Below are 20,050 nucleotides of genomic sequence, written 5' to 3'. Positions count from 1 at the left end.
CGGGGGTTGTCCGTTGGTTGTTTTGCCGGGTGGTGGGGGGGGCTGCGGCCCGCCCCCCCCCCCCCCCCCCCCCCCCCCACGCCGATACCGCCGTCAGATGGGAATAAAACCTCACCGACAGACCCAAAAGGGGAAAGAAATGACCAGGAACTATTTTTGAGCCAAGACGTTTTAGTAGTAGGCGTTTGGCTCAACATTGACTATATTAGTCAGCGTTGAAACGCGAAGAAAACTGTTGATGTCCCTTATTATCTTTTTCTCAAGCTTTGTATCCAACGATCAATCCTTGACAAATCTTAATCTGGCGACGACGGCGCAATTGTGCGCATGAACCATTGCCTTGGTGTCAGCGGCGGAAATACCCACCGATAGCGCCAGGGGCAACATACTCGAGGAGAGTACATGAATATCTATGTCGGCAACCTGTCGCGCCAGACCACCGAAGCAGAGCTTCGGCAGGCGTTCGAGAAGTACGGAGAGGTTACCAAGGTCAACATCATCATCGACCGGATGACAAACGAGCCCAAAGGGTTCGGCTTTGTCGAGTTCGCGTCCAAAGAGCACGGCCAGGCCGCGCTCAATGGGCTGAACGGCACCGAGCTTGGTGGTCGCACGTTGACTGTCAATGAAGCCCGTCCGAAGACAGATGGCGGCGGCGGTCGTCGCTCCGGCGGCGGCGGCGGTTACAACCGCTCCTGGTAATAACAACCGGGCTCAGCGCTTAAGTTCGTGGACGGGAATCCGGAGTTCACTCCGGATCCTCGTCCAGTGTATCTGTTTTCGTTTGGCCCCATATGGAGAAATGAATGAAGCTTTTTGTTGGCAATCTGGCCTTTGACGTGACCGACGAAGATCTGCGGAAAGTTTTCGAGCCGTTCGGAACGGTTATGTCGGCTGCGATCGTGAAAGACCGATTTAGTTCCGAACCACGCGGGTTTGGCTTTGTAGAGATGTCATCGAAGTCCGAAGCCCAGGCGGCGATCAATGAACTGAACGGGAAGGACTTTATGTCGCGCGCAATGGCGGTCAACGAGGCACGGCCAATGCCCGAGCGACCGCGACGCGACTTTAATTCGTTTTCGCGCGGACGCGGGGGACATGACTCCCGCAGGCGCAACACCGGTAAACGGGGCGGCAAACGAGGCTCGAAACCACGGTTTGGCGGTCGCCCCCACTGAAAGGAGTCCCCATGAAGATATTCGTGGGAAATCTGGCCATGCATACTGCCGAAGAGGACCTGCGGCAGGCATTTTTGCCGTTCGGCGAAGTGACCCATGTCAACGTGGCGCGTCACACCGCTGACGGTACCTCGCGCGGATTCGCCTTTGTCGACATGACGGTTGACCAGGATGGTCACGCCGCCATTTTGAAGCTCAACGATGCGACCATCCACGGGCATCTGCTCAGGGTTAAAGAAGCGCACCGCAAAGAGCAATAGCGGAGTGAGCCGGGCCGGCTGACGCGCGCCTTGACAAGAACCTTAATGCTCCGGACATAATGGATGACCAAGACGCTTGAATTGCCGGCAATCGATCATACCACCGCCACCGCTATTACCGCCCAACTGACGCGATATCAGCACCCCAACACCTGGAAAGGGCTCTGGCAGTTCGCCAACTCGATAATCCCATATCTCGGACTCTGGTGGCTGGCGGTCATCAGTCTCGAGTATTCGTATTGGCTGACCATTCCAATCATTCTGCTCGCGGCCGGCTTTTTGGTACGCGTGTTTATCATTTTCCATGATTGCGGACACGGCTCATTTTTCGCCTCGCCGAAGGCAAATCATATCGTCGGCGTGATCTGCGGCATTCTAACCTATACCCCGTATCTGTATTGGCGGAACTCGCACGCCAAACACCATGCTACCTCGGCCAATCTCGACAAGCGCGGGTTCGGCGATGTCTGGATGATGACGATCGAAGAATACGAGCGCGCGTCGCGGTTCCAGCGCTTGCAGTATCGATTGTATCGGAACCCGCTCGTCATGTTCGGATTGGGACCGCTGTTCATAGCCCTCATCACGCACCGCTTTGTCCGGCGGAAAGCCAACCGCGCAGAACGGATGAGCGTGTACGGTACGAATCTCGCGGTCGCAGCAGTTACGGCTCTGGCCATCTGGGGGATTGATCTTAAGCCCTATCTGGTGATCCAGTTGCCGATGCTGTTTTTCGCGCTTATGTCCGGAATCTGGTTGTTCTATGTCCAACATCAATTCGAAGGTGTCTACTGGGTACGCAGCCATGAGTGGAATCATGTGCAGGCATCAATAGAGGGCGGTTCATACTATTGTCTTCCTGCCGTGCTCAACTGGTTCACGGGCAATATCGGTTTTCACCACGTGCATCACCTGAACTCCCGCATTCCCAATTATCGCTTGCCCAGATGCCACCGGGCGATGCCGGTGTTCAAGCGGACACCCACCATTGGTTTTTGGTCCAGCTTCAAATCACTGCAATACCGTCTGTGGGACGAAAAGAGCCGCTCGCTGGTCCGGTTCAGCGCGTTGAAAGCGAACCGCCGGCAAGCTCGCACAGACTGACTGCAGCAAATTTCCGATCCGGCGCGCACGGTCAGCTTGACCTTCGGTTCAAAATCGTTTACCTTCCGCCAATGTCAGCAAAACGGACCGACTATATCAGTTGGGATGACTATTTTATGGCCGTCGCCCAGCTCTCCGCCCACCGGTCCAAAGACCCCGGCACGCAGGTCGGCGCCTGCATTGTCAATCGCAACAAGCGGATTATCGGCATAGGCTACAACGGCTTTCCGGTCGGCTGCTCCGATGACGAACTCCCCTGGGCCAGGGAAGGGGCGTTCCTCGACACCAAATACCCGTACGTCTGCCACGCCGAGATGAACGCCATCACCAACGCCTCCAACAAGCCGGACCTCGATGGCGCCACTATGTATGTCTCGCTTTACCCCTGTAACGAGTGCGCCAAGCTGATCGTCCAGGTCGGGATCAAAGAGGTGGTCTTCCTTTCGGACAAATACGCCCACGACGATAAGTTTATTGCTGCCCAGAGAATTTTCCAGATGGCCGGCATCCAGACCCGACAGCTCGCCCCGGCGAGCAAAAAGATAACCCTTTCATTAGAATAGTCTTACAGTTCCCAATTAAAGGTTCAGACGAGGACCGACCGGGACCGGCGTAAACGGTCAAATCTGTCACAGTCTGGCGATTCACGCGACGAGGTAAAACGGGCACAGCCCGTGGACCAATTTGGGACAGATTTTAATTGCGCCGGAAACGCCCCACCATAAATTTCGGCCTTTCCGGTTCGATACATAACTCAGACAGGAGCATAGAGCCATGACCAAAACCAAAGAAGACGTTTTAAGATTAGTCGATGAGGCCGGTGTCCGCTATATCCGCCTCTGCTTCACCGATATCCTGGGCAAGATTAAAGGGATGTCCATCACCCGCTCGGAGTTTGAGCAGGTCCTCGCCGAGGGGCAGGGGTTCGACGGTTCCTCCGTTGAGGGATTCGCCCGTATCGACGAATCAGACCTGATGGCGATTCCCGACCCACTTACGTTTCGCATAATTCCATGGGAAATCGCTGGTGAAAAAGTGGCCATGATGTTCTGCGACATCCAGAATCCCGATGGCACCCCGTACGATGGTGACCCGCGGTGGGTGCTCAAACGCCAGCTTTCCAAGCTCAAAGACAAGGGCTGGACTTTCTATGTGGGCCCGGAGCTTGAATACTTCTATTTCGAAAACGACAAAGAAACCGGTCTTCTGGATAATGCCGGTTATTTTGACTACGAGTCGGTCGATGTCGGCACGCAGCTTCGTAAGAAGACCGTCAACGCGCTCGAACTGATGGATATACCGGTCGAATGCTCGCACCACGAGGTTGCCCCCAGCCAGCACGAAATCGACCTCAAATATCAGGAAGCGCTGGTGATGGCGGACTTTGCGCAGGTGTACAAGTTCATCGTGAAAGAAGTCGCGCTGGAAAACGACACGTATGCTACCTTCATGCCCAAACCGATCTTTGGCGAGAACGGCTCCGGCATGCACTGCCACATGTCGCTGTTCAAAGGGGACAAGAACCTGTTTTTCGACCCCAAGTCGGAATACAATCTTTCCAAGACCGCGCGCAATTTCACCGCTGGGATTCTCACACACGTCCGCGAAATTACGCTGATACTCAATCAGTGGGTGAACTCCTACAAGCGCCTGGTGCCGGGTTATGAGGCTCCGGTCTATATCAGTTGGGGCCGACGCAACCGCTCCAGCTTAGTTCGAGTACCGCAGTATCGACTTGGCAAAGAAAAGGCGACTCGTATCGAACTCCGTTCGCCGGACCCGTCGGCCAATCCATATCTGGCGTTCGCCTGCATCCTTGCAGCCGGGTTGAAGGGAATCGAAAGCACGTACGAACTCCCCAAGCCGGTGGAGGAGAACATCTTTGAGATGACTCCGGAGCAGAAGGCGAAAGTCAAGATCGGAACTCTGCCCGGTTCATTGGCCGAGGCGATTGACCTGGCCGAGAAATCCGCAATCGTTCGCGAAACGCTGGGCGAGCACGTGTTCACGAAGCTGATCGCCAACAAGCGGATCGAGTGGGACGACTACCGCATCCACGTCAGCGGCCACGAACTGGCCAAGTATTTGCCGATGCTGTAGGTGTGCCGCAGCTTCAATTCCTCAATTGTAGGGCGGAACCGCTTCTGGTTCCGCCTTCTTGATGAATAGTTTCAGCGCACTTGATATTGGGGTGTCAACTTCTATATTCTCGTCATGCTTAATTCCACCAGAGTCTCGGCCGCTGAGATTGTCAGTCTAACGACCTCGATGGGAAAGTCGGCAACCGATCTCGCCCGTGAAGCTATCCAGTACGCCCAGACTACGGGCAAACAACTCAACGCCTTCATCACGCTCTGCGAAAAGAAAGCACTTGCTCAGGCGGCTGCTATCGATCAGAAGGTGAAAGCTGGCGAGCAGGTTGGTCCTCTTGCCGGCGTGCCGATTGCCATTAAGGACAACATCAGCTACACCGATTACCCCTGCACCTGTGGCTCGCATATCCTCGACGGCTATATTCCGCCGTATGATGCCACGGTCGTCAGACGACTGATCGAGGCTGGAGCGGTCATTATAGGCAAGACCAATCTCGATGAGTTCGCGATGGGTTCGTCTACCGAAAACTCATACTTCGGCCCGGTCAAAAATCCTGTTCGCCACGATCTCGCACCCGGTGGCTCATCCGGCGGCTCGGCGGCTGCGGTGGCGGCGGGTATCGTGCCGGTTGCGCTCGGTTCAGAGACCGGCGGCTCGGTACGACAGCCCGCCTCTTTTTGCGGGGTCTATGGTCTGAAGCCATCGTATGGTGCCGTGTCACGATATGGCCTGGTGGCCTTTGCTTCTTCCACGGATCAGATCGGACCGTTTGCACGCAACGTGGAAGACCTGGCACTCGCGTACGGCGTCATCGCCGGTCGCGACCCGCATGACTCGACCTCGGTCGCATTCGATCACCCAGACTATCCATCACTTCTCGACACCGACAAGAAATTCACGATCGGCGTTCCGCGTGAGTATTTCACCGAGGGGCTCGACCCGGAGGTTAATGCTGTCGTGCAGAGTGCGATCAATGCGCTCAAGAACGAAGGTCATCGCGTGATCGATATTTCGCTCCCTATGACCGACAAGGGAATTGCCATCTACTATGTAGTCGCCTGCGCCGAGGCGTCCGCCAACCTGGCCCGATTCGATGGTGTCAAGTACGGTCTCCGCGAAGCGGACAAGAAGGAGCTTGCAGAGATGTACAGCACCACCCGTGCAGCGGGCTTCGGAGCCGAAGTCAAGCGCCGGATCATGCTCGGTACCTATGCTTTGTCATCGGGCTACTACGATGAGTACTATATCAAGGCCTCCAAAGTGCGCGAGCTGTTGCGCCGCGATTTCGAGCGGGCATTTCAAACGGTTGATCTGATCATCAGCCCAACTGCGCCGACACCGGCATTCAAGCTGGGGGAGAAGATCAACGATCCTCTTGCTATGTATCTCTCCGATGTCTACACGGTTTCCGCAAACCTCGCAGGCATCCCGGCCATTTCGATTCCATTTGGTGAAGTCCCGGATGGTCGCCCTGTGGGAGTTCAGTTCATGGCGAAATACATGGATGAACTGTCGCTGTTCCAAATCGCGCGGATGTTAGAGAAGTTGATTGCACGGTAGGTCGGGTTCCGAAGTCGCGCGCATAGCGCGACGAAGAAACCCGGCACTCCAATTTGGTGAGAGACTACAGTCGTTGCGTCAGGTCCTGCGCGAGGCTTCCGAGCGTGTGACCTGACGCATTTGAAGCAGCTATCCATGCCCTACGCCCAACTCGACAATATCTGCCTCCACTACGAAGAACACGGCCACGGCGAGCCGTTGCTGTTTCTCCACGGCTTCACCCTCGACCACCGCATGTGGCAGCCACAAGTGGCTTTTTTTTCTGACGCGTATCGGGTGATTCTGTTGGATTCGCGCGGGCATGGGCTTTCCGATGCACCCGCCACTGGTTACAGCCGCCCGGAACGGGTGAAGGAGATTCTCAAATTCCTCGATTATCTCAGAATTGACCACGTCCACTTGATTGGCCTTTCTATGGGTGGCTCTCTCGGTATGGGCGTTGCATTCGAACATCAGGACCGCCTCAAATCTCTTACGCTCGTTTCAACTGGAGCGGCTGGGTACGATATCGGCAAGAAATTCTCGCGTCTTGACACGATCGCCAAAGAAAAGGGAATCGAAGTGGTGAAGCGCGAATGGCTGCGCGTCATCGAAAGTTGGTACGGCCACGAGTTGTCGGACGTGAAGGAACTGATGGTCACGATGATCAACGACCATACCGGCGCCATCTGGAGTGATCCGATGCGCGGCAAGTATCCGCCATCACCACCGGATGTTGATGACGCGCACAAGATCACTGTCCCAACCTGTATATTCTCTGGTCTTGAGGACAAAGTGTTCGTCCCGCTTGCCCGCCTACTTCACGAACGGATCAAGGGGAGCGTGTTGCACGAATACGAGGGTGTCGGCCATATGTTGAATCTCGAAGCGTCGGAGCGGTTCAATCGGGATTTGGCTGCGTTCCTAAGCGGCTTGTCGTCGCGCTGAGCGGAGGCGAAGCGCGTCTCATTTGCGCGAGCATTCCCGATTGCCCTCAGCGCCGCCGCTCCCTATATTCTCTCGCTCAGGAGGAATGGAACCGGTTGGGCACTAACACGAGCTACGAAGCTGTGATCGGTCTTGAGGTCCACGCGCAACTTCAGACCGAATCGAAAATATTCTGCGGCTGCAAAGTCGGGTTCGGTGAACCACCAAACTCGCTGACCTGCCCGGTCTGCCTGGGTCTTCCAGGTGCGTTACCGGTCCTCAACAAGAAGGCGGTTGAGTACGCCATGCGGGCGATTCTCGCAACGGGAGGGACTGTCCGCAATCGCTCGGTGTTCGCACGAAAAAACTACTTCTATCCAGACCTCCCCAAAGGGTATCAGATTTCGCAGTACGATAGGCCAGTTGGTGTCGGGGGTCAAATTCACTATCGCGTCGGCAAGGAGGACTCGAAGGTTTGCCGCCTGATTCGCATTCATCTTGAAGAAGATGCCGGCAAGTCGCTTCATCCCGAGAAAGGCGAGGACTATAGCCGGGTGGACCTGAACCGATGTGGCACACCCCTGGTCGAAATAGTCACTGAGGCAGACCTCCGGACCCCTGAAGAGGCATATAGTTATCTCGTTAAGTTGAAGCAACTCCTTCAGTACACCGAAGTCTGTTCGGGCGATATGGAGAAAGGGCACTTACGGTGCGATGCCAACGTCTCCGTTCGCCCGGTTGGTGAGGCAGCTTTCGGGACACGTACGGAGATCAAGAACCTCAATAGCTTCAAGGCGGTAGAGCGTTCGCTTAGGTTCGAAATTGATCGGCAGACTGGATTACTCAAAAACGGTGGCGTAGTCGAACAGGAAACTCTTTTGTGGAACGAGAAGCAGCAGACTGCAGAGCCGATGCGCAGCAAAGAAGAGTCGCACGACTACCGCTATTTCCCGGAGCCCGATCTGGTTAATCTTTTGATTTCCGATGAATGGATCGCTGAGGTCCGACACTCGCTGCCGGAGTTCCCGGATACGCGGGCCGCTCGTTTCGTGTCGCAGTACGGAATCCGCGAGTACGATGCCGCCGTCCTGACCGACAATCGTGTGCTTGCCGATTATTTCGAGCAGACCGCCGCAGCCTGCGCTGACAAATTCGCCGCATCGAACTGGATACAGACCGAACTGCTTGGCATTATTAACGAGACCGGCGAAGATATTGCATCGTTCCGCGTGCGCCCCGCCATGCTGGCCGAACTGTTGAACAAGATCGGCGCTAAGGAGATCTCCGGCAAGATAGCCAAGACAGTCTGGGAAGAAATGCTGGTATCAGGAAAGACACCGGCATCAATCATCGCCGAAAGAGGACTCGTGCAGATTTCGGATGACAAGGCGCTCATTCCGATTGTCGAGCGAGTTATTGCAGACAACCCGGATAATGTCGCGAAACTCAAGTCAGGCAAGACCAACGTATTTGGCTTCTTCGTAGGGCAGGTAATGAAAGCTACCAATGGTCAGGCTAATCCGGAACTGGTGAATCGATTGCTCAAAGAACGGCTGGGAGTCTGATTCGTGAATGACCAGAAACGGGCTCGCATAGCCGTGTTCATTTCCGGAAGTGGCACGGGGCTTCAATCGTTGATCGATGCGAGCCGCGATGGCTCGCTTCACGGCGACATCGTGCTGGTGGTTTCCAGCAACGACAAGGCATACGGTCTGGTGCGAGCGCTCAACGCCGGTATACCCACATTTGTGTTCAAGGAGAGGCAGTACGATTCGCCCGATAAGGCTGCGTCGACTCTTCTTTCAAAACTTCGCGACCAGTCGGTTGAATTCATCGCTATGGCAGGGTATCTTAAGATGATGCCGACCGCCGTCTTGCGCGCATTTCCAAAGCGCGTTACCAATATCCATCCAGCGTTGCTTCCGAAGTATGGAGGCAAAGGAATGTATGGTCATTTTGTGCACGAAGCAGTGCTGGCCTCGGGTGACACAGAGAGCGGCGCCACCGTGCATCTGGCGGACGAAGTGTACGACCACGGTCGTATCCTCGAACAAGTGCGGGTGCCGATCATGTCCGGTGACACGCCGGATATGCTTGCTGCCCGCGTGCAGGCAGTTGAGCACCAACTGTACACCCGCGCGTTGGACAAACTGATCAGAGGAGAGTACAAACTCGCATGAACTCGCTCGTTCTCACTACCGATATCAAGGAATACCCGCTCCTGCGCCGCGGCAAGGTGCGCGATATATACGACCTCGGCGACACGCTCCTGTTTGTTGCCAGCGACCGGATCTCGGCATTCGATGTCGTCATGCCGAACGGTATCCCCGGCAAAGGGAGAGTGCTTACCCAAATGTCACTCTTCTGGTTCGACTTTCTCTCCGATGTCGTCGCCAATCATCTCGTAACTGCGGATATCGACAAATACCCCGAACCGCTGCGGAAATACCGCGCCCAGCTTGAGGGTCGGTCGATGATAGTGGTCAAGGCCGAGCGGGTCGAGGCGGAGTGTATTGTGCGAGGCTACATCTCCGGATCCATGTGGAAAGAGCTCAATGAAGCGAGGACGCACGGCTCTCACTCTGTACATGGATTCGCGTTCCCGGTCAGCCTGCGTGAATCTGAGAAACTGCCTCAGCCAATTTTCACCCCGTCGTCCAAAAACGATGCCGGTCACGATGAGAACATAAGTTATGAAACTCTCGTGAAACTTGTAGGCGACGATACGGCGAAACTGTGCCGCGAGAAATCGCTGGCGGTTTACACCAAAGCAGCCGATTATGCACTGACCCGGGGGATCATCATCGCCGACACGAAATTTGAATTTGGTTATAACGACGGTGCGTTCATCCTGATCGATGAGGTTCTCTCGCCGGATTCCAGCCGCTTCTGGCCGGTGAACGGATACCGCGTGGGGGGTTCGCAGCCGTCGTTCGACAAGCAGCCGATTCGCGATTATCTCGAGTCGATCAAATGGAACAAGAAACCGCCGGCGCCGCGCCTGCCTGACGAAGTGGTTGAGGCATCGTCGGCGCGTTACCGCGAGGCGCAGCGCCTCCTGACAGGAAAAGTATAAGCATGCCGCACACATCGAAGATAAAACGGGCGCTCGTTTCCGTCTCGGACAAGACCGGGCTGGTCGAACTCTGCCGCGAGCTTGAAAAACAAGGGATTGAGATTATTTCCACCGGCGGCACCATGCGCGCCCTGCGCGATGCCGGCGTGCACGTGGTCTCAGTTTCGACGTACACCGGTTCGCCGGAAATCCTTGATGGCCGTGTCAAAACGCTACATCCGAGAATTCACGCCGGCATTCTCTATCGCCGCAACCTGCAGGAACATATCGATCAGATGCAGGAGTGCGAGTACAAGGGGATTGATCTGGTTATCGTCAACCTCTACCCATTCAAGGAAACCCTGGCCAGGCCCGGTTCGACGCACGATGAAATCGTTGAGAACATCGACATCGGCGGTCCTTCGATGATCCGTGCCGCTGCTAAGAACTATGAAAGTGTGACGGTACTCGTTGACCCAGGCGACTACGCCTTGCTGCTCGACGAGCTGCACCATCACAAGGGGAACACGAGTCCGGAGTTCCGCGAGCGCTGCGCAGCCCGTGCCTTTGCCATCTCTGCCGACTACGAAACGGCAATCGCAGCCTATTTCTCACAGCGATCCGTCGGTGTCAGGACTGGCTTTCCGGACAAACTGAGTCTCCAGTTCACGAAACGTGATGAACTCCGCTATGGCGAAAACCCTCACCAGAAAGCGGCCCTGTATGCCGATCCCACCTATCGCGCCCCCTCACTGGTGCGTGCGGAGATTCTCTCCGGCAAGGAACTCTCGTTCAACAACTATGGTGATCTTGACGCCTGCCTCGAGATGGTGTTGGATTTCACCGAGCCGTTTGCATGTGTAGTCAAACATGCCAACCCGTGCGGCGCGGCGGTGGGGGAGACTATTGCCGAGGCATACCAGAAAGCGTACGATAGCGACCCGCTGTCCGCATACGGCTCGATCATCGGTCTCAATCAGGAAGTCGACATGACCTGCGCGCAGATTCTTCACGAGACCCCCTTTGTCGAGTGCATGCTGGCGCCCTCGTTTACAGCCGAGGCACTTGATCTGCTGCGAAAGAAAAAGACCCGCCGTCTGCTGGCACTCAAAGAAATCGCTCGGGGGCGAGGCAAGGACCAGATCGTCTATCGCTTCCTTCAGGGCGGACTTCTCGCCCAGACTGCCGACGACGCCATCACGACCAAGGTCTCGCTCCAGGTTGTGACCAGGCGCCAACCGACCAAAGAGGAGATCGGCGATTTGCTGTTTGCCTGGAAGGTCGTCAAGCAAACCAAATCCAACGCCATTGTTCTGGCCAAGAGTGGTGCGACAGTTGGCATCGGGATGGGCCAGACTTCCCGCGTGGACTCCAGCTTTTTGGCGGTCAAACGTGCCGGGGAACGAGCTAAAGGCGCGGTTTGTGCCTCTGATGCCTTCTTTCCGATGCCGGATGGTCTTGAAGTGGCCGCCAACGCCGGGGTAACGGCTTTCATACAACCCGGCGGTTCCAAGGGGGACCCCGACGTAATTGCGGCGGCGGACAAGGCTGGGGTGGCAATGGTATTCACCGGTATCCGGCATTTCAGGCATTGATAGCCGGCAGCACCGACGTCTGTACGAAAACTGGACCAAATAGCTCTGTCTTTGAAGAGGCCGCAATTGGTGTATAATCGGGAAAGCGATTGAACATGAATCGAATGGGGTCCAGAATCGGTCAGAACTACAGTGTCGGAGCGCGAGCCAGTCTCTGGTTGCCGGTCTTGACGCTGCTGGTTTTCGGAATCACGTCAGCGTGGGGATTCCCGCGATTGACCGTCGAACATGCCGAAAGCTGTAAAAACTGTCACATCAATCCGACCGGCTCAGGCGCGCGCTCGGAATACGGCAACTTCACGACCGCATTCAACGAACTCTCGCTTCCCTGGACCAAAAAACTGGTCGCGGCGCACTATAAGAAACCGCGTATCGGCGATGCGTTGATCGTCGGTTTTGACTCCCGTCATCTGGTTTTGAGGGACGGAAGTCTGTTCTGGATGCAGACTGACGGCTACCTTACGGTCGAGCCGTTTAAGGGATTCTACTATCACGCCAGATTCACTGAACGTGGCGTCACCGAGAACTACGCTCTGCTACAGGTGAAGGACCAGAAATACTCGTTGAAAGCCGGACGGTTCTATCCGGCTTTCGGACTCCATCCCGACGATCACAATTCATATATCCGCACCCGTACCGGTCACCCGCCGAACTACTATCTGGATGGACTTTCCATCGGCGCCGAGTTGTATGGTACCGAATTGGTCGCCGAGGTTATGGACCGGTTCGGCCAGGGGGTATATGGCGCACAAGTGACACGGACCGGCACTTTTAAGACATTTGGATACTACGCCGGCCTCATGTACCGTTTGAGTGAGAAGGTGAATGGCTCGTATCAAGGGGTCCCGCATGCCAAGGCGGCGTTCGCCGGCCTGTCGTATGATCGGTTCACCGCCCTCGGCGAGTTCGACCTGATCGGAGAGGACAACAGCTCGTATGCCACCTATGCGGCCCTGTATGGGCGAGTTGTCTATGGCTTGTACGCAGTGGCAGAGTACAATTTTTATGATGCCGACCGTCACCTCAAGAGCGGCGTCAATGAGTATATTCGCTATTCGATTGAGCTGTATCCGTTGCCGTTCGTGCAAATACGCCCGTCGTTCACCGACTATCTCCGTGGAGAGTTCAATACTCGTGATGAATACTTCCTGCAGATACATTTCGGCTATTAGTCTGACAGTGGTTGCGCTCGGTATCACCATCGGCGGCTGCGTTGATATGGGAGATACGATCCCTACCAAAGCTCCACCGAGTTCCCCCGAGCTCTCGGTGTCCGATGTGACTGTGAACGAGGGGGACACCGCAGTTTTTGTCATATCAAGCGGCATCGCAGATACCGTATCGGTCATCTTCACGTATGCGACCGCCGCTGGAACCGCCGATGAAAATCTCGATTTCATTCCTGTCACCGGATTTGACACGATCCACCCTGGGAGTACCAACCTGGCCATTCGCGTTGTGGTCACCGAAGATGCCATAGTCGAACCTGCCGAAAACTTCACGCTAACGATTAGCACTCCGGTGAATGCGACAATTGTTAAGGGGACAGGTACCTGCACGATTGCCGCCAGTGACTTTGTCGGGGTGAGCTTTACCACCGATATCAAGCCGTTGCTGGACTCGCGCTGTTTGAGCTGCCACGGTTTGCAGTCACCCCAATCCAATTTTCGCGTAATTAGCTACAGCGATGTGCTGACATCAGGATTACGAGCACCAAACGTGATTCCAGGCAACGGTCAAGGCAGCCGTCTGTACTACGGAACCACTTCCAGTTCAGTCGACATTGACCAAATGCCGAAGGACGGGCCGTATCTGTCAACACAACAACAGCAGTCCATCAAAGACTGGATCGACCAGGGAGCGCAGAATAACTGACAAAGCAGGGATTATTTTGTAGATATTGCGTATATTGGGAGTTGGATGACATACTTTTTCCAAAGAGGTGATGGAATGATAGGCAGAATAATCATCGGAGCCGCCGCACTGAGTCTTGTCATTGCGCTCGTGCTTGGTTGCTCCTCGAACTCCCCGAGTGCACCCCCCGTGAACACCGGACCTACATTGTCGGTGAACGATGTGGCGCAGAACGAAGACATTTCACCGATGAAATTCGTGGTCACGTTGAGTGCGGCATCGACATCAAACGTCATTTTCAGCTACGCTACCCAGAATGTAACAGCCATTGCCGGAGCCGACTACGTGGCGGTATCCGGTACGGACACCATTGTCGCCGGTGATACCAAGGACACAATCAATGTTGCTATCATCGATGATGACATTCTTGAACAGGCGGACACGTTTAATCTCAATCTGAGTAATGCCTCGGGCGCGACCATACAGGACGGACTCGGTGTCGGCACGATCAATCTGAATGACGGAGCGACTACCGGTGTGAGCTTCATCAATGAAGTGAAGCCGATCCTCGAAGCGAACTGTGCACTGACCGGGTGTCACGTTAATGCCACGCGAGCGGGTGGATTCACCATGCAGAATGCTAGTGGCATTGTGGCTTCCGATACGGTTCGGTGGGCAGTAGGTAATAACGGCCGGATCGTGATCTTCTTTCAGGCGGCTCAGAGCAATCTCTATCTCAAGACAACTGACACTCCTCCATTTGGTAGCCGGATGCCGGCCAATGGTCCGCCGTACCTTGATCTGACCCAACAGGCCAAGATACGAGACTGGATCGCTCAGGGAGCTCCGAACAACTGATCAGGGTCGACATGATTATGAGCCGTCTCTTATCTCTGTTACTGTTCGTTGGCTTTGCAGGCTCGGTAGCATGCGCGGCCGAGTACGGCGTCGTTACCGACCCGGCAAGGGACACCGTCTACTTCCGCTCTACTGCCAAGCTCGAGTTTATCGAGGGGAAAACGAACAACATCGATGGCGGCTTCTCATTTGACCCCCAAAACCCAACTGCCCCGGTGACGGGGCAGTTGCGGGTTGATCTTCGCACTCTCAAGACCGGCATCGATATGCGCGACGGGCACATGCGGGAGCGGCACCTGCACACCGATAAATACCCGCACGCGTATTTCGAACTCGATTCCGTCAGTGGACTTCCAAGCACGCTGGCGGTGGATTCTACGTACAATCTGACGGCCAATGGCTTCTTCTATATCCATGGCCACAAACGCAAAATCGAAGCCAAGCTCGAACTCCGTCGCAAACCTGGTGACTCTGGCGCCGATGCCATCATGGTGCGGACGCGATTCTCGCTCAACCTGGATGAATACAAGATCCCCCGTCCCAAAGCGCTCTTCCTGAAGCTGGCGGAGACCATTGACGTGGAGGTTATTTTCACCGCCTACAACAACTTAGCTATCCCTAAGCTTGAACTGCCGGACTGGCCCGAGTTCAAATAGAATCTTCGCGCCCTTTCCAGTTGAATCTTGACCCTTCGGCGCATCGATGGTATCTTCATCAAAAGGACAGCATCGGAAAACCGCATGGGTAACAGAATACTTGAAATAGTGGTGTATCTCATGGACCACATGCGTGAGAATCAGGGGATGCTCCCGAGTGTCGATGACCTATCGCCGGACCTCCGGGGCATGGGGTATTCCGATAACGAGATCTCCTCGGCCTACACCTGGGTGATGGAGCGGTACGAGAACTCGCACGAGACCTTCTATTCGAATTTCCCATCCGAGCACTCCTCGAATCGGGTCCTCACCGCCTACGAGCGGAGCCAGTTGACGACTGATGCGTATGGCTTCTTGGTTCATCTGCTCAACCTGTGCGTGATCGACGACGAGCAACTGGAGTCGATTCTGGAACGCGCCACCATGTTCGGCCCGCGTCTGGTGACACTGGACCAGATCAAGATGATCACGTCGGTCGTGCTGTTTCGAGATTTCGGGGATGTCGGCGAGGTTTCGCTGTTCGATCCCCATATTGATCCGACACTGAGAATCAACTGACATGTCCGTCACGGGCAAAAGAGTTGTGGTCGGTCTGACCGGCGGCATCGCCTGCTACAAGGTGCCGTATTTCGTTCGAGCGATGGTCAAAGCCGGTGCCGAAGTGCAGGTCATCATGACGCAGGCCGCCACCAAATTCATCACGCCGCTGACCATGGAGACCGTCTCCCGAAATCCCGTGTGCATTGACTTATTCCCAGAGCACGAGTTCGTCTCCACACGCCATATCAACTTGGCAGATTGGGGAGATCTGTTTGTGATCGCCCCAGCTACCGCCAACTTTCTTGGTAAGATTGCCAACGGCATCTCCGATGATCTGCTGACCACTACCGTGTGTGCGACCAAGAGCCCGGTCCTGATTGCGCCGGCCATGAATCCACATATGTGGTCAAACCCCGTAACGGTACGAAACTACGAGTATCTCAAACAGCTTGGCTACCTGTTCATCGGACCGGCTGAAGGGGAAATGGCGGAAAAGCAGTTTGGCGTCGGACGGATGGTTGAGCCGGATGAGCTCTATCGGGCCGTACTTGAATTCTTCGAGGGAGGCTCAAAAAAAAAAGCGCTGACCGGAAAGCGCATCCTGGTTACCGCCGGTCCGTGTCGTGAGCCGATCGACCCGGTTCGTTATCTCTCAAATCGTTCTTCGGGGAAAATGGGTTATGCATTGGCCGAAGCTGCGGTTGCACTCGGCGCCGATGTCACCTTGATCTCCGGTCCGACACCATTGGCAGCGCCGCACGGTGTTCGCTTTGTGGCAATCGAAACCACCCGTCAACTCCACGAGGCAGTGAAACAGCAATTTGCATCGTGCGACTGCCTGATTATGGCCGCGGCGCCGGCTGATTTCACGGTCAGCGATGTTGCGTCACAAAAGATCAAACGGACCGATAAGAACGTGACGCTGTCGCTTTGTCCTGTCGACGATATTCTCCAGGATGTCGCGTCGGACAAGCGCGCCGGCCAGGTGGTGGTCGGTTTTGCTCTCGAAACCGACAACGATATCGCCAACGCCCAAGCCAAGCTGGAACGAAAGAACCTGGACCTTATTGTTGTTAACAACCCTACCGAAGCAGGGGCAGGGTTCGAATATGACACCAACCGCGTCACACTGATACAAGCGGGTCAAAAGCCGGAACCATGGCCGCTCATGTCCAAACGCGACGTTGCGTCCAGGTTGATCGACCGGATAGTTGACCTGATGTTCTCGAACGCTATCGCTTCGGGAAAACGACCATGAGCCGGCCCCCGCTTGATCCCAGAGAGCTTCTTCGACGGGCTCTTGCCGCACAGATGGATTTGGGGTACCATGAAGTTGTACTGGGTAAACGCGGCACAATTCCGTCCGCCGAACCGGTCGGTGTGATCGCGCCGTCAGAGACGGTTATGCCGTCTGTGGAGCCGCCGGCCCTGGTGGTTCCTGCGGCCTCAGCGTTCCAATCAGGATTGGAGTTTATGGCCTATTCGCAGTTCAAATCGGTGGATGAGCACTACCGAGCTATATGCAATTGCCAACTCTGTCCGCTGGGGCAGACGCGCAACAAATTCGTGTACGGAGTTGGTAATCCAAACGCGAGATTGATGTTCATCGGAGAAGCGCCCGGCGCCGATGAAGATATGAAAGGGGAACCGTTCGTAGGGCGCGCCGGTCAGTTGCTCGACCGTATCCTTGCCGCCATGCAGCTCAGCCGCCAGGAAGTCTATATTGCGAATATACTCAAATGCCGTCCGCCGGGGAACCGCGACCCGCAGCCCGACGAAGCCGCCAAGTGCACGCCGTATCTACGCGAGCAGATCCGCATTATCAAGCCAAAATTGCTGTGCGCGCTTGGTCGCATCGCCGCCCAGTATTTGCTGAGCACCACAACGCCGCTGGGTAAGCTCCGGAACAAGTGGCATGAGTTTGAGGGAATACCGCTGTGGGTGACTTACCATCCGGCGGCGCTTCTGCGCTTCCCTGAGTACAAGAAAGACACCTGGGCCGATATGCAACTGCTCAAGGCGCGCTTCGACACTTTGACGTGAACCGCGCCCGATCTGATCGGTTGATCCGTAGGGGCACATTGAAATAGCAAAACTGACTCCGTTACATACTGTGGCTGTCCGCTTGTGGCGCCGGCTTCGTTGACGTATAATTGTTGTTATGGCCTTCCAGACACGAACAGACAGAGAGCTTGACCGCTTGCAGCCGCCGCAATCGCTTGATGCCGAGCAGGCGGTGCTTGGGGCGATCCTTAAAGACCCCGACGCGCTCAACCGCGCCGTCGAGATCCTTGACAATGAGACGCATTTCTATTTTCCGAAACATCAGGCTATTTATCACTCTGCCCTGGAATTGTACGCTCGCTCCGAGCCGTGCGATATCACCACGATAGCCAACGCTCTGCTCAGAGATGGTGAGCTTGAGAAGGCGGGCGGGCGAGTGTATCTGGTCGACCTGGTCGAGGGAGTGGCATCTACAGCACACATCGCATCGTACGCGAATATCGTTCTCGAGAAGTCGTTGCTTCGCCGCCTTATCTCGACTACCACTGAGATTGCCCGAAGTTGTTATAACCTTGAACAGCCGGTGGATACGCTGCTCGACGAGGCCGAAGCGAGCATTTTTAATATTTCCGAGAGTCGACTCCGTCAGGCGTTCGTGCCGCTCAAACAGCTTATCAATGATTCGGTCTCGCAGATTGAGAGTTTTCAGTCAGGGGAAGCTGAGTTCGAGGGGATCAAAACCGGGTTTGGCGAGTTGGACGCCATGACGCAGGGGCTGCATAATGGTGACTTTGTAGTGGTGGCCGGGCGTCCGTCGATGGGGAAATCGGCGCTGGCTGTCAATATCGCCGAGCATGTGTCGATCAATCTCAAGAAACCGGTCGCGATCTTTTCGGTAGAAATGTCCAAGGAACAGCTTGCACTTCGCATGCTGTGCGGCCGCTCGGGTATCAGCCAGCACACGCTGCGCTCCCGAAAGCTCAGCCACGAACAGTGGATGCATCTCACTCGCGCCGCCAATCTGCTGGCACCGGCGAATATCTACATCGACGATTCCGCCACCCTCACCTCGCTTGAAATGCGTGCCAAGTCACGCCGACTCAAGCAGCAGCACAACGATCTGGCGCTGATAATTGTCGACTATCTTCAGATGATGCACGCGTCCGGACGGGCGGAGAACCGACAGCAGGAAATCTCTGTAATCTCGCGCAATCTCAAGGTCCTGGCCAAGGAACTGGCCGTGCCGGTGCTGGGTGTGTCGCAGTTATCGCGAGCCGTAGAACAACGCGGTGGCGAGAAACGGCCGCAACTGGCCGACCTACGGGAGTCCGGCGCTATCGAACAGGATGCCGACTTGGTGCTGTTTGTCTATCGACCGGAAGCGTATCTTTCCGAAGACGACAAGCGCGACCCGAAGAACCAGGACAAGCTCGGACGTGCGGAGATCATTGTAGCCAAACAGCGTAACGGCCCCACCGGCAGTGTGAATCTGACTTTCCGCAAAGAACTGGCTCGATTTGAAAATCCGGAATTCCGCCGCGACCTGCCGCCCGGAGTGGAGCCGGTCGGACCGGATGTACCGTTTTAGGGACAGGGATGGATTACGTCGACTATGGTGTGGTAACGCTTGGCCGCCGTGGCATCAATTTCGTCAATCGACTTGGCGGCGGCTGTATCATGCTGGGGAAATTCATCGTTTCCCTCAAGGACGTTCCGCGTTCCATAGGGCTCATCTTTGAGCAACTGTACTCCATCGGCGTCAAGTCCCTGCCGCTGATCATAGTCATCTCGGTATTCGTAGGCGCTGTCTCCGCCTGGCAGGCGGCGTATCAGTTCAAATTCATAGGCGCGCCGCTTCGCTATCTCGGCCAGGCGGTTGGCAAAGCCGTTGTGATCGAACTTGCGCCGGTGTTGTCGGCGCTGGTGTTCGCCGGGCGAGTGGGGGCCGGCATCTCTGCCGAACTCGGCACCATGCGTGTCACCGAGCAGATCGATGCCCTTGAAGTAATGGGAATCAGTCCTACGCGCTATCTGATCATGCCGCGGGTGCTCGCGTGCATCTTTATGGTGCCGCTGTTGGTGGTGTTTGCCAATTTCATCGCCATCCTCGGCGGCCTGGTCGTTGCGGTAATTGGGGTCGATGTTTCATTCGAAACGTTCCTCAACGGCTTTCGCGCGTCCTTCAAACTTACCGATTTCGTCAACGGTCTCACCAAAGCAGCCGTGTTTGGCCTGTTAATCGGTATCACCGGTTGCTACGAGGGATTTCACACCGAGGGAGGAGCTCAGGGTGTCGGACGCGCCACTACGACAGCGGTGGTCATATCATCGGTCCTGATCCTGATTTTCAATTTCATTTTTGCCATCTTGTTATTCCGGATCTGAT

General features: G+C 55.6%; 21 protein-coding genes. All 21 read left to right on the top strand.

Annotated features, from left to right (window positions below):
* Positions 1-402 precede the first annotated feature (402 nt).
* The 21 genes from AB1644_10500 to AB1644_10400 all read left to right on the top strand — a co-directional run bounded on the left by AB1644_10500 (position 403) and on the right by AB1644_10400 (position 20,049).
* Positions 403-702, top strand: coding sequence for an RNA-binding protein (locus AB1644_10500; protein ID MEW6051477.1), 300 nt, complete (start codon positions 403-405; stop codon positions 700-702).
* Between the two features lie 104 nt (positions 703-806).
* Positions 807-1,178, top strand: a complete 372-nt coding sequence (locus AB1644_10495) for an RNA-binding protein (protein ID MEW6051476.1) — start codon at positions 807-809, stop codon at positions 1,176-1,178.
* Positions 1,179-1,189: 11 nt separating this feature from the next.
* Complete coding sequence (locus AB1644_10490; protein ID MEW6051475.1) at positions 1,190-1,438, top strand: RNA-binding protein; 249 nt, start codon at positions 1,190-1,192, stop codon at positions 1,436-1,438.
* Positions 1,439-1,501: 63 nt separating this feature from the next.
* On the top strand, positions 1,502-2,542 hold the full coding sequence (locus tag AB1644_10485; GenBank protein MEW6051474.1) for a fatty acid desaturase: 1,041 nt from the start codon (positions 1,502-1,504) through the stop codon (positions 2,540-2,542).
* 71 nt (positions 2,543-2,613) lie between these two features.
* Positions 2,614-3,105, top strand: coding sequence for a dCMP deaminase family protein (locus AB1644_10480; protein MEW6051473.1), 492 nt, complete (start codon positions 2,614-2,616; stop codon positions 3,103-3,105).
* Between the two features lie 211 nt (positions 3,106-3,316).
* The gene (locus AB1644_10475; protein ID MEW6051472.1) at positions 3,317-4,642 is read left to right on the top strand and encodes a glutamine synthetase family protein; all 1,326 of its coding nucleotides are present in this window, start codon (positions 3,317-3,319) and stop codon (positions 4,640-4,642) included.
* A 114-nt stretch (positions 4,643-4,756) separates the two neighbouring features.
* The gene (gene gatA, locus AB1644_10470; protein ID MEW6051471.1) at positions 4,757-6,196 is read left to right on the top strand and encodes an Asp-tRNA(Asn)/Glu-tRNA(Gln) amidotransferase subunit GatA; all 1,440 of its coding nucleotides are present in this window, start codon (positions 4,757-4,759) and stop codon (positions 6,194-6,196) included.
* Between the two features lie 135 nt (positions 6,197-6,331).
* The gene (locus AB1644_10465; GenBank protein MEW6051470.1) at positions 6,332-7,123 is read left to right on the top strand and encodes an alpha/beta fold hydrolase; all 792 of its coding nucleotides are present in this window, start codon (positions 6,332-6,334) and stop codon (positions 7,121-7,123) included.
* A gap of 95 nt (positions 7,124-7,218) precedes the next feature.
* A complete protein-coding gene (gene gatB, locus AB1644_10460; GenBank protein MEW6051469.1) occupies positions 7,219-8,667 on the top strand; it encodes an Asp-tRNA(Asn)/Glu-tRNA(Gln) amidotransferase subunit GatB in 1,449 nt (482 codons plus the stop codon).
* Between the two features lie 3 nt (positions 8,668-8,670).
* Positions 8,671-9,282: a phosphoribosylglycinamide formyltransferase gene (purN, locus tag AB1644_10455; protein ID MEW6051468.1), complete on the top strand. Its 612-nt coding sequence runs from the start codon at positions 8,671-8,673 to the stop codon at positions 9,280-9,282.
* Entirely contained in the window at positions 9,279-10,178 is a 900-nt protein-coding gene (locus tag AB1644_10450; protein ID MEW6051467.1) for a phosphoribosylaminoimidazolesuccinocarboxamide synthase, read from the top strand. The genes purN and AB1644_10450 overlap by 4 nt, the downstream gene beginning before the upstream one ends.
* Positions 10,179-10,180: 2 nt before the next feature.
* Positions 10,181-11,752 (top strand): bifunctional phosphoribosylaminoimidazolecarboxamide formyltransferase/IMP cyclohydrolase, encoded by a 1,572-nt coding sequence (gene purH / locus AB1644_10445; GenBank protein MEW6051466.1) that lies wholly within the window; start codon positions 10,181-10,183, stop codon positions 11,750-11,752.
* Between the two features lie 95 nt (positions 11,753-11,847).
* The gene (locus tag AB1644_10440) at positions 11,848-12,924 is read left to right on the top strand and encodes a hypothetical protein (GenBank protein MEW6051465.1); all 1,077 of its coding nucleotides are present in this window, start codon (positions 11,848-11,850) and stop codon (positions 12,922-12,924) included.
* Positions 12,890-13,627 (top strand): Calx-beta domain-containing protein, encoded by a 738-nt coding sequence (locus AB1644_10435; GenBank protein MEW6051464.1) that lies wholly within the window; start codon positions 12,890-12,892, stop codon positions 13,625-13,627. The genes AB1644_10440 and AB1644_10435 overlap by 35 nt, the downstream gene beginning before the upstream one ends.
* Before the next feature lie 75 nt (positions 13,628-13,702).
* A complete protein-coding gene (locus tag AB1644_10430) occupies positions 13,703-14,464 on the top strand; it encodes a Calx-beta domain-containing protein (protein ID MEW6051463.1) in 762 nt (253 codons plus the stop codon).
* 17 nt (positions 14,465-14,481) lie between these two features.
* Complete coding sequence (locus tag AB1644_10425) at positions 14,482-15,120, top strand: YceI family protein (protein ID MEW6051462.1); 639 nt, start codon at positions 14,482-14,484, stop codon at positions 15,118-15,120.
* Between the two features lie 84 nt (positions 15,121-15,204).
* Positions 15,205-15,678 carry a DUF494 family protein gene (locus AB1644_10420; protein MEW6051461.1) on the top strand — a complete coding sequence of 158 codons (474 nt, stop codon included), beginning with the start codon at positions 15,205-15,207 and terminating at the stop codon, positions 15,676-15,678.
* Between the two features lies 1 nt (position 15,679).
* Positions 15,680-16,918, top strand: coding sequence for a bifunctional phosphopantothenoylcysteine decarboxylase/phosphopantothenate--cysteine ligase CoaBC (gene coaBC, locus AB1644_10415; GenBank protein ID MEW6051460.1), 1,239 nt, complete (start codon positions 15,680-15,682; stop codon positions 16,916-16,918).
* Positions 16,915-17,703 carry a uracil-DNA glycosylase gene (locus AB1644_10410; protein ID MEW6051459.1) on the top strand — a complete coding sequence of 263 codons (789 nt, stop codon included), beginning with the start codon at positions 16,915-16,917 and terminating at the stop codon, positions 17,701-17,703. The genes coaBC and AB1644_10410 overlap by 4 nt, the downstream gene beginning before the upstream one ends.
* Positions 17,704-17,821: 118 nt before the next feature.
* Positions 17,822-19,252, top strand: a complete 1,431-nt coding sequence (dnaB, locus tag AB1644_10405) for a replicative DNA helicase (GenBank protein ID MEW6051458.1) — start codon at positions 17,822-17,824, stop codon at positions 19,250-19,252.
* Positions 19,253-19,260: 8 nt separating this feature from the next.
* A complete protein-coding gene (locus tag AB1644_10400; protein MEW6051457.1) occupies positions 19,261-20,049 on the top strand; it encodes an ABC transporter permease in 789 nt (262 codons plus the stop codon).
* Position 20,050: the final 1 nt, after the last annotated feature.

Source organism: Candidatus Zixiibacteriota bacterium (assembly GCA_040753875.1).
In the GTDB taxonomy this organism is placed as follows: Bacteria; Zixibacteria; MSB-5A5; order GN15; family FEB-12; genus DATKJY01.
The sequence above is the reverse complement of the archived record's forward strand: the minus strand, read 5'-3'. Positions and strand labels throughout refer to the sequence as shown.

Coding starts and splice junctions, on each gene's coding strand:
- AB1644_10500 (MEW6051477.1), top strand. CDS start 403: ATGAATATCTATGTCGGCAACCTGTCGCGCCAGACCACCGAAGCAGAG.
- AB1644_10495 (MEW6051476.1), top strand. CDS start 807: ATGAAGCTTTTTGTTGGCAATCTGGCCTTTGACGTGACCGACGAAGAT.
- AB1644_10490 (MEW6051475.1), top strand. CDS start 1,190: ATGAAGATATTCGTGGGAAATCTGGCCATGCATACTGCCGAAGAGGAC.
- AB1644_10485 (MEW6051474.1), top strand. CDS start 1,502: ATGACCAAGACGCTTGAATTGCCGGCAATCGATCATACCACCGCCACC.
- AB1644_10480 (MEW6051473.1), top strand. CDS start 2,614: ATGTCAGCAAAACGGACCGACTATATCAGTTGGGATGACTATTTTATG.
- AB1644_10475 (MEW6051472.1), top strand. CDS start 3,317: ATGACCAAAACCAAAGAAGACGTTTTAAGATTAGTCGATGAGGCCGGT.
- gatA (MEW6051471.1), top strand. CDS start 4,757: ATGCTTAATTCCACCAGAGTCTCGGCCGCTGAGATTGTCAGTCTAACG.
- AB1644_10465 (MEW6051470.1), top strand. CDS start 6,332: ATGCCCTACGCCCAACTCGACAATATCTGCCTCCACTACGAAGAACAC.
- AB1644_10450 (MEW6051467.1), top strand. CDS start 9,279: ATGAACTCGCTCGTTCTCACTACCGATATCAAGGAATACCCGCTCCTG.
- purH (MEW6051466.1), top strand. CDS start 10,181: ATGCCGCACACATCGAAGATAAAACGGGCGCTCGTTTCCGTCTCGGAC.
- AB1644_10440 (MEW6051465.1), top strand. CDS start 11,848: ATGAATCGAATGGGGTCCAGAATCGGTCAGAACTACAGTGTCGGAGCG.
- AB1644_10435 (MEW6051464.1), top strand. CDS start 12,890: ATGAATACTTCCTGCAGATACATTTCGGCTATTAGTCTGACAGTGGTT.
- AB1644_10430 (MEW6051463.1), top strand. CDS start 13,703: ATGATAGGCAGAATAATCATCGGAGCCGCCGCACTGAGTCTTGTCATT.
- AB1644_10425 (MEW6051462.1), top strand. CDS start 14,482: ATGAGCCGTCTCTTATCTCTGTTACTGTTCGTTGGCTTTGCAGGCTCG.
- AB1644_10420 (MEW6051461.1), top strand. CDS start 15,205: ATGGGTAACAGAATACTTGAAATAGTGGTGTATCTCATGGACCACATG.
- coaBC (MEW6051460.1), top strand. CDS start 15,680: ATGTCCGTCACGGGCAAAAGAGTTGTGGTCGGTCTGACCGGCGGCATC.
- AB1644_10410 (MEW6051459.1), top strand. CDS start 16,915: ATGAGCCGGCCCCCGCTTGATCCCAGAGAGCTTCTTCGACGGGCTCTT.
- dnaB (MEW6051458.1), top strand. CDS start 17,822: ATGGCCTTCCAGACACGAACAGACAGAGAGCTTGACCGCTTGCAGCCG.
- AB1644_10400 (MEW6051457.1), top strand. CDS start 19,261: ATGGATTACGTCGACTATGGTGTGGTAACGCTTGGCCGCCGTGGCATC.